Here is a 10,203-nt window from a genome sequence, read left to right as displayed (position 1 = left end):
TCTTAACCTTTGTCGAGAAGTGCATACATTAGGTTAGTTGCTCTCACGCGGGGTGATCGTCAGACCGTCCAATAATTCTTCAATGACAATCTGTCCCGTACCGCTGACACTTTCACGTCCCCAGCCGCCACGGCTACCGGATGCACGCCAGTAAGTTTGCCCGCTGCGGGCCGATTTGACTTCCAGCGTGATCCCCACGGCGGGTTCACCGTCTAAGCCGCTTTTGTAGTGCCATTCTTCAACAGAGCCCGTAATGACATAGTTGACCCGTTGATTAGAAAGCCATGCCTGCGCTTGCTTTTGCTTGGCGCCATCATCAAGAATACTTTGCAAGTCAGTTGCTTGAATGGCTGGATAGCGAACAGTATTGATCCCTTTGGCGTACAACTGGGTGGCGACCAGCTGCTCGACTTTTTCCGCCGCTAATGGCGTGTTGGAATGATTTGCCATTGGCATAATTGCCCAGGTCTCTGCTGCCGAGAATGCTGGGCTGTCTGGCACTTGGTAGCTGCTACAGGCTGACAACACACACGCACTGAGAAATAGTGATGTTTTTTTCATGATAAGGATCCTTTTAAAAACTGTAGTAGTAACCAAGACGCAGGCGAAGAGACTCATCACCATTGCGATCCTGACTTTGCCAATCGGTGGTGAAATAAAGCTCATCATTGCCAAATACACGCCAACCTAACCCCGCGCTGACGGTGAAATCCATATCGGCATTCAGGGTGTTATAGCCCAGAGAGGTATCTAACCAATAGCGGGGAGAAGGCACGGTGGCACCCGGCAGCCCCGGTTCGCCATGCCATACCCGTTGACCAATTGAGAGACGTTGGTAGTCATCATCAATAAAGTCACTACTAACAATCGGACGTGTTCCTTTGTGCCATTGGTTAATGCCCGTGAGCGGGTCATTATTGAGATTAATTTGCTGCGCCGTGAAATCAGCGTAAATTTGCCAGGCCGGATCATTGAAGAAGAACTGTTCGGCAACCCGTAAGCTGAAATCCCAACCCTGGCCAATGTCATCATCGAATCGTGTGGATAAATCATGCAGATTAAATTGCATAAAGACAGATTCACGCGCCGTCGGTAAATAGGTTGCACTGATACCCAGTCGGTTATCTTGTCCGGCAATGGTCAGTAGATCACTGGCTTCAATATGTTGGTTCAGACCGGCATTTACCGCTAACTGCCAGTAATCATCCAACGTGACCTGATAGTCAAAAGAGACGCCGAGGCGTTGATCGCCTAAGCCGTCAGCCAGATCCAATCCTACGGTGAAATCACTGTCACTGTACTGGTGGAAATATTTGCCCCGCAATCTGAATTCGTCATCAATGGCATTGCCTTCAAAGGGATCCGGCGTGCCGGATTGCTGCCAATCCGTCCCTAAACGCCAGTTGCCATCAACGTGTGGGCGGTAGTAATCAAGACTAAAGCGAGTAATGTCCCACTGGCTGATTTGCATGACTTGCGAACGCACACTGTGGGTTTTGTGGGGATGTTGCAGAACGTGCGCACGTTTGAGTTGCATTTCGGCTTGCTTATCCGCCATGTTACCAATCTGCGATTGCCCGTGTTGCCACGCTTCTTGGTGACGCCCGACAAACTGCAGTGCCACGTTTTCATCGGCTTCAGGTAGTTTCAATGCTTTGGCAAGAAGGTGCTCGACTTTGTGTTTGTCTTTTTGTTGTAACGCCAGCGATAACTGTTGCCAGTCTGGCAGTGTATAACTCCCGAGGGCGGAGCGGTGCTGCCAGAACAACACACTGTCGGCGCGATTTTCCGCAAGATATTGTGAGAAAAGTTCACTGGTTAATGCCGTGGCATCAGCCGTGGATAAAGCTGCTGTCTGTCCTTTTTCACCTGACGTCGTGTTTGAATGTGCAGCCAGCACTTTGTTTTCGATAAGGGTGCGGGCAAAGCGGGCATCAGTAAATAAGCCGACTAAATAGCGGTAAGTTGCCGCATTATCAGATAACGCAAGCAGGGCATCACGTTGCTGAGTCAGTAAATAACGACGCAGTTGATAGGCTTTTTCGGCTTGGCCTTGTTGTTCTAACAAAGAAGCATAATTGAGAATGACAGACGTATCGGCCTCATCACTATTTTTCAATAATGCTTTATACCACGCGGTCGCTTCGCGGGTTTCGCCCAATTGTTGTGCGGCACTGGCAAAGGCTAACCAGAGTTCGGCGTTACCAGCAAGCGCCGTATGGTAACGATCATACAAGGTGCGCAGAGTAGCGGTGTCATTTTCCGCTATCGCTAACCACAGCAAATTACTAATGGCTGAAGTATGGGTACTGTCAATTGTCAGGATACGGGCAAACAAGGTTTTCGCTTGTTCAGTCTGCTGTTGATGCAGTGCTAATTGGGCTTTGTAACTCAGGATTTCAATATTGTTCGTCAACGAAGGATCGTTGTTAGCCAGAGTTAATAAGGGTACCAGTTGATTGTAATCTTGGGTGGCCGCGCGGGCACGAATGACCGCCAGTAACAACGTGGCGTTATCAGTACGTTGGTACAAAGCCAGTAATTTAGCCTGACGCTCGTCGGTAATTGGCGTCATCAGGTTGATATAACGGTAAATATCCAGATTGCCACTGGCACGGGCTACCAAGGTATCCTGGCTACGTGTCGATATCTGGCGGTTACTGGTGTCCCATGCCAGGCTCGACACCGCTTCAATGTAATCGCTGTCAGCGTTAAACCAGGTTTTCGGCGTCACGAGTGCTTGCAGAGCCTGCTCAGGTTGATTGCGCCAGATAAACGCATTGGCCGCCCGTTGTGCTTCTGCCAATGTCGGGTTGCGTAAGCGGATCAATTTGCGCCATTCGTTGATCACAGCATCATGATCACTTTTATAGCTATACAGGCGCGCCTTATGGCTGATTAACGCACTGTCATAAGGGCGTTTTGCGGCTAACGCAGTCAGGCTTGATAGTGCCACATCGGTGCCTTGCGATTTTTCAACGGCATTCAGCCAGGCATCGTATTCGCTAGGGGTGACCGCTGCTCGTTTGGCAATCGCATTATAAAAGAGGCCTTCATAATAGATATCACCCAGCGCGCGCGATTCTTCGACACCGTCGCGAAGCTGTTTCGTCGTGATCGTGCCGGAATTGCGATTGAGTAGCTGGATACTCAAGCCTTGTGCGGCGGCAATCTTGCCTTGCCAGCGATACAATTGATGCAGCACTTCAATATTGTGCATGCTGGGGTCTTGCTTCACGGCGGCCTGTTGCAGTTGAGTCGCTAAGGGCAGATCAGCGACACGTATCGCTAACTGGGCGCTGCTGGCATACCGGCCTGCCGTCGGATCGATAGAGAGTAATTGTTGCGATAACGCCAGTGCGGTATCCAGATTACCCAGTTGCTGAGAATGGGTGATGGCTGCCGCTAAAAAAGCAGGCTGTTGATACAGGCGACCTCGGTAGTTCTCTAAAAATGCCTGACTTTTCTTTGGCTGAAAGGTGGTGGCAAATAAGGAAAACAGTGCATTGGCGTTAACCATTGTCTGATTTTCCATGAAGGCATCCGTTTGTAAGGTGACCGCCGTGCTGTAGTTTTCGCTTTCTAAGGCAAGTTTTATCAGTTCCGGATAGCTGGTTTCCCCGCTGTGAATATGCGGTTTAAGATAATCTAAGCCTTTATCTGGCCGAGAATAGGCAATGGCAGTATCAGCATATAAGCGTGCAATATCTGCCTCTGGGATGGTATCGATATCATCAATGAGCTGCAGTAACTGGGTAACAGCGGCTTGTTTGACGTCTGGATCGGATTGATAAGAGCGCTCCAGCAACAACGATAAATAGACTTTCAGTGCCTGCCAATCTCGTTGCCCATTATTGCCGACCAAAATACTGCGAACCAGCGCACTGGCTTCATCCAATTCACCGAGTTGAGTGTAGCTGTGCACAATCTGTTTAACGACATCGCGATTTTGCGGATCCCGTGAATAGAGCTGCTTTAGAAAAGCTAACGACACTTCCGGTGACGATGAACGGGCAATCAGCTGAATCAACATCGACTTTGTTGGCGCCACTAACCACAGCGCCCATAAGGACGTCACAGTTAGCACAACAAGCGTGAGCTTATTGAGTAACCGTATCCTTGGTTTATTTTGCGCGGGTTTGCCCATAACTTAGCCTGTGTCGAATAATGAAAGTCAATATTGCTGTGCATTCACTTAAAGATTAGCTGGCACTACAGCGTAATGTGCCTGAAATCACACCAGTCTTATTTGTGGTTATGATGGCGATAGGTTCTCTTAGTTGTCTTTGTTCTACCGTCCTCCTGATAGTGACCCTGTCACCGGATTGACGTTGACACTGAGAGACACCAGCCAATGTCATCGTGAGAGGCATGTGGCTGTACACCGACCAGCTGATCGTATTTCCTTGTTGCTCCCATTTCAGGAGTTGTCCGTTAACACTTTGTAGTCGAATACCTTTTTCTTGTTGTTGGCTGGTTGTTAATCGGGTACGTGGTGATGTCAGAATTAAGTAGCGCCCATCAGGCCCCTTGTTCCAGCCTGCGATTTGGCTTGTTGTGGTGGGGTAGCCTAATTCGTTGGGCAAGCGAATGCTTTTTACACCGGATGAGGTGATCAACCAGTCGCCATTCAGTGTTTTCGCAATGCCGGTTTCGTACAGTGTCCGTGCGCGTTTGGCGTACTCACTGAGATAAAGCGGTGTGGTGGGTTGCTTCATGGCCCAGTCATACACGTTTTTCAGTCCATTGAGGGAGGCCGGATAGGCTCCGGAATACATGTGGTAGTAGATTGAAATCGTCTTCAGCCGGCGAGGGCTGCCAAGGATCTCAAAGGTTTCCACTGCACGTCCGTAGCCATCATGGTGCTCAGTCCATAAGTTGGTGTAGAGGTTTTCATTGAGCACCGGGGCGTAAACTTGTACCGCATCCGGATACCACACAATGGTGGCTGACACCTGGGTAAAGGAGTTTTTGCCCCTTACCACGTAGGTATTGCCACCATTGACGTTGAGCAGGTTGGCTTCTTCTGCAATTTTCAGAATACGCTCTGTGGGATCGGCTTTACCGGACCACAATATTAATTCTACTTTTTTGCCTTTTGGGGCCAATTGGTTGTTGATGTAGTTGGCAGTGGTAATGATTTCGTTGTTGTAATCGACGGTGTAACCCGGAATAGGCAGATGATCACCGTATTGTTTTTTCTTGATGACTTTAGAGTGATCCCAAAAAAACGGATGGCTGAAGGTATGAGAGGCAATCTCTACATTGGGGAGTTTGAAAATGTCCCGGGCAATACGCTCCATTGCCGGACTTTGTTCTGGGTACAGACCACGTTTCCCGATTTCGCCTTCAATGATAGAAACGGTTTGCGGCAGAGGATAATGGCTGAACACATGATCCAACAGTACCTTGGCCGTATACGGTTTACCCGGGAACCAACCTTTTGATGGGAAACCATCGCCGTCAATGTGGGCCGTCAGGATACGCAGTCCGGATTCAGTAGTGGCATCAGCAGCCGGAATGCTCGGTAACTGCAGGGTTTCGTCGAGTAAACGAAACGGATCAACAATCCATGTTTCAGTGTCATTGGCAAGGCTCAGCACGGGAAAGGGCGAGACAATCGCACCGCCCCAGGGTGCTTTGAACAGCATTGTCGCTTCTTTGCCATGCTCGTCTGCAAAGCTAATTAAGGAGGACACGGCTAACTGGTTGGGTGCCCAGGCTTGATGGGGCTCAAACTGACTGAAGGTTGCGGGATAATGATTCTTCGTCCAGTTTTTCCCCGTTTTTTGTGTGATGTTACCCGTCATCTCTCCGACAGATTGAATGCCGAGTTTGTTTAATAACCCTTGATCATTGGGTAAGGCGTTAATAAACAAAATGGGACGCTGTCCTAAGATGCGGTGTAGCCAGGGTTGTACAGTCGGTACTTGCTGATAGGTTTGTTCTTCCACCCATAGTGCAATGCCCGCATAGCGGGTGATATCTAACCGTGAAAAGTCTGTGGTACGAATATCGACACAGTCCGGGACGTAGCCGTTGTATTCAATTGGCATGGCGAGCATCCGGTGACACTGTGACGTTGTAAAACTGTCCATTTGGCCGTCATAGAAACCTAAAACACGCTTCGCGACGGGCACAACTGTACTGACGCCGAACTCATACAACATGCCATCGCTGACATAGGGGGTATAGCCCTCTTTTAGCAGTCGTTGCGCGGCGGCAATTTGTTTAGTGCGCTCGCTGCCCGGGATATAGTCAATGACGATAACTTCAATATCGAGTGCTTTTACTTCATTCAGCCGTTGGGTCAGCCAGGTTGTGTCTTGGGAAGGGACGGTTTGGTAGCGTTTATCCTTCGGATCGTATTGGTGGTAAAGCGATTCGGCAACTACCGCTGCGGGCTTAAAGGGCAGCTTGGTTAGAACGTCAAAGCCACGATTAAAGATTAAGGTTGGCTGGCTGGGTGCGTTGTGGAGTGCGGTAAGGATTGATACAAGTCCTTCCTCCTGTTTCTGGCGTTGGCTATGGGTAATAGCAAAAAGGGTATAGCTATCTAAGGTATCCAGGAACATCCCATCAAAGCCTTTTTCCATAATGCTAGCGGCTTCGCCCAATAAATAGTTTTGCCAGGCGGGGGCCGTCAGATCCATCACGTGGCTTTGCCAGTTCGTATTGATTAAGGGGGAGTGGGTTTGTAATGACGGTGGCAGAGTCGCGCCGTCATATTCTCCTGCACTGAGATAGGCATAGACGCGGGTATTGGCCTTGTGCAGAGTGTCGATTTGTTTTTCGGTGATCAACCCAGGCGTGACGACGACACGATCATAATTCATCAGCTCCCGAACTGAGTCGATCTGATTATAATAGAAGGCGATAGAAGGTGGCTGAGAAGCCAGTACCGGCAAGGTCATTATCAGCATCCATAATGTGAATATGTGTCGAATGCATACCATCTGAATGCTCCCAATGAATTATATCCCTGAGGGATTTATTGTTAACTTGTTATAATAAATAGTAAATATATGAACACGAAAAAGGATGACTTTTGTTAAAAAGGAAGATCTGTGTGGCATAAATCACATGGGCTTGATGAAAAATCGAGCGATATCTTAATCTTAGGTGATTATTTAGCGGTCATGCTGGTTGATTTGCATAAAAGAAAAAATCATCCGTGCCGTTTGATGATTGACCGTGGGATTTTTGTGCTGAATTCATGCGGGGAGTCGAGTAATATAGCGGTCGTTTAGCTGTCTGTGATCCAGACAACATTTTGATAAATAGTGATGAAACAATGACAAAAAAGCAATCAGCACCTATCGCAAAGAAAGGGCTCCATCCGCGTAACCCACACCGTGATCGTTATGACTTTGATGCCTTAATCAAAAGCTGTCCTGCTTTAGCGCCTTTTGTGGCAGAAAACCGTTTCGGTGATCGCTCGGTGGATTTCAATAATCCAGAAGCGGTGAAAACGCTGAATCGTGCGTTGTTGAGTCACTATTATCAGGTTGCGTTTTGGGATATTCCTGCTGGCTTCTTGTGCCCGCCAATTCCAGGGCGTGCAGATTACCTGCATTACTTGGCAGATTTATTGGCAGAATCCAATGGTGGCGTGATCCCAACCGGTAAACAAGTACGTGGTTTGGATATTGGTGCAGGGGCCAACTGTGTGTATCCGATTGTGGGTCACCGTGCTTATGGCTGGCGTTTTGTCGCGGCAGATATCGACCCGATCTCGGTGAAATCCGCGAAATTCATTGCAGAGTCTAACCCATCGTTGGCCGGTAACATTCAATGTCGCTTGCAGAAAAATCCGGATCACATCTTCACGGGTATGATTAACCGTGATGACGTGTTTGATTTTACGCTGTGTAATCCTCCGTTCCATGCCTCATTAGAAGAAGCGATGGCGGGCAATGAGCGTAAAGTGAAAAACCTTGCAATGAATGCGCAAAAGAAGAATCCATTCATTGCGCCTATGAAAGATAAATCCGGCAAGTTTGGTCAGCCTTCAGCACAAGCAGAGAAAGGCAAACCAGTGAAAGCGGCATCATTGAATTTTGGTGGTCAAAAAGCTGAATTGTGGTGCCCGGGCGGTGAAGCGTCCTTTATTCGCCGTATGATTAAGCAAAGTGTGGATGTAGCAGGCCAATGTCTGTGGTTTACCACGCTTGTGTCGAAGAAAGACAATCTGCAAGCCATTTACAAGCAGCTGAAGCAAGTGGGCGCGGTGTCGGTAAAAACCATTGATATGGCGCAAGGCCAGAAACAAACGCGCATTGTGGCGTGGAGTTTCTTATCCGCAGAGCAGCATGCTGAATGGCAAGCAGAGCGCTGGGTGAAATAATTCACCGCCTGTGATTGACACCAGGTAGACAACGAAAAGGGACGGCTCAGCTGTCCCTTTTGTGTTTCTGGCAATCATGGTAAGGGCGGTGCATGGGTAGGTGGTACAAGGTGAGAGCCATGCTACATATTCGGATAGCTCGGCCCGCCACCGCCTTCAGGTGTCACCCAAGTAATATTCTGTGATGGATCTTTAATGTCGCAGGTTTTGCAATGTACGCAGTTTGCCGCATTAATTTGAAATTGCTTTTCCCCATCAACCTCAATGATTTCGTAAACGCCTGCGGGGCAATACCGCTGACTGGGTTCTCCATATTGACTCAGGTGTTGGGTGATAGGCAATGTGGGATCAGCCAGTTTCAGGTGACAGGGCTGGTTTTCTTCATGCTGTGTGCCAGACAGATAGACCGATGAGGCTTTATCAAAACTCAACACACCATCGGGCTTCGGATAGTCAATGGGCTGGTGGCGTGACAGGGGATCCAAACAGGCGTGATCCGGCTCATCATCTTTCATTGTCCAGCGCCAGTATTTACTCAGCCAATTTTGTTCCAGTGTGGCCATCGCCCCGCCAATCACATTGCCGAATTTATGGATCTCTGCACCGAAGTTGCGGGTATCGTGTAACTCTTCATATAACCAAGAATCTTTGAATTTGCGATCGTAGGGCGGTGCCGTTTGTTCATGCGCCAGTATCAGCTCGTCAAATACGGCTTCGGCGGCCAGCATGCCCGATTTCATTGCCGTGTGACTGCCTTTGATTTTAGCCATGTTTAAGGTGCCCGCATCGCAACCAATCAGCACGCCGCCAGGAAATTGCTGCCGGGGCAGGGATGAGAGCCCGCCTTTGGCGATCGCTCGTGCGCCATAGGCAATACGTGTGCCGCCTTGCAGGTGTTGCGCAAACAGCGGATGGTGTTTCATTTGCTGAAATTCATCGAACGGGCTGAGGTACGGGTTGTGGTAATTCAAATCCACAATCAGGCCAACGGCAACTTGTTGATTGTCGAGATGGTACAAAAAGCTGCCGCCGTGACTGTGCGTATTGCTGAGTGGCCAGCCAACACCGTGAATCACTTTGCCGGGGTGATGATTGTCTGCCGGTATCTCCCACAGCTCTTTTATGCCCAATGCATAGTGTTGAGGTTGTTTGCCGCTGTCTAAATGAAATTCTTTAATCAACTGCTTGCCCAGGTGCCCGCGCGCGCCTTCGGCAAAAATGGTGTACTTGGCGTGAAGCTCGATACCTGCCGCGAACTCAGCTTTTGGATTGCCGGCTTTATCCCGTCCCATGTCTTGGGTGGCGACGCCGCAGACGCGTTGTTTGTCGTCGTAGAGCACTTCACACGCAGGAAACCCCGGGAACACTTCCACACCCAGTTGTTCAGCTTGTTGTGCTAACCAGCGGCAAACATTACCCAAGCTCACAACAAAATTGCCGATGTTCTCAAGACTGCTGGGAATGAAAGGGGCTTCTAAGGTGACGGCATTGTATTGGTTTGTCAGATAACAAAACTGGTCATCATTAACCGCGACGTGCAAGGGGGCATCCATGCGTTCCCAGTCAGGGAATAACTCATCCAACGCACGGTGTTCAAAAATCGCACCAGACAAAATATGGGCACCGACCTCTGCACCTTTTTCGACCACACATACGGTAAGTGGTTGGTTTTGATCACTTGCCAGTTGCTTTAAGCGGCAGGCTGCCGATAAACCCGCCGGTCCGGCACCGACAATCACTACATCAAAGGCCATGCTTTCACGCGGGGATGCTGAATCCATACTACCTCCCACTCCCTCAACATGCGCGAACCTTATTGATCGCTATGGTTAAAATATAGTCCAGTTGACGTAAAC

Annotated in this window: 5 protein-coding genes; 1 reads left to right on the top strand and 4 read right to left on the bottom strand. The window is 49.1% G+C overall.

Annotated elements, in window-relative coordinates:
- Positions 1-33: 33 nt before the first annotated feature.
- The 3 genes from ABT58_RS06540 to ABT58_RS06530 form a co-directional block, all read right to left on the bottom strand.
- Positions 34-561, bottom strand: a complete 528-nt coding sequence (locus tag ABT58_RS06540; protein WP_047873492.1) for a hypothetical protein — start codon at positions 559-561, stop codon at positions 34-36.
- 13 nt (positions 562-574) lie between these two features.
- Positions 575-4,078, bottom strand: a complete 3,504-nt coding sequence (locus ABT58_RS06535; protein ID WP_158261702.1) for a tetratricopeptide repeat protein — start codon at positions 4,076-4,078, stop codon at positions 575-577.
- 124 nt (positions 4,079-4,202) lie between these two features.
- The gene (locus ABT58_RS06530; RefSeq protein WP_053063000.1) at positions 4,203-6,914 is read right to left on the bottom strand and encodes an endo alpha-1,4 polygalactosaminidase; all 2,712 of its coding nucleotides are present in this window, start codon (positions 6,912-6,914) and stop codon (positions 4,203-4,205) included.
- Positions 6,915-7,294: 380 nt separating this feature from the next.
- Here ABT58_RS06530 and rlmF point away from each other — a divergent pair, with 380 nt between their 5' ends.
- The gene (rlmF, locus tag ABT58_RS06520) at positions 7,295-8,347 is read left to right on the top strand and encodes a 23S rRNA (adenine(1618)-N(6))-methyltransferase RlmF (protein ID WP_047873488.1); all 1,053 of its coding nucleotides are present in this window, start codon (positions 7,295-7,297) and stop codon (positions 8,345-8,347) included.
- Positions 8,348-8,469: 122 nt separating this feature from the next.
- Here the strand turns inward: rlmF and ABT58_RS06515 are convergent, their stop codons facing one another.
- Positions 8,470-10,101: an electron transfer flavoprotein-ubiquinone oxidoreductase gene (locus ABT58_RS06515; protein ID WP_047873664.1), complete on the bottom strand. Its 1,632-nt coding sequence runs from the start codon at positions 10,099-10,101 to the stop codon at positions 8,470-8,472.
- Positions 10,102-10,203: the final 102 nt, after the last annotated feature.

The sequence above is a fragment of the Photobacterium aphoticum genome, assembly GCF_001029435.1.
Lineage (GTDB): Bacteria > Pseudomonadota > Gammaproteobacteria > Enterobacterales > Vibrionaceae > Photobacterium > Photobacterium aphoticum.
Note: the sequence above shows the minus strand (reverse complement) of the source record. Positions and strands in the feature narration are given on the sequence as shown.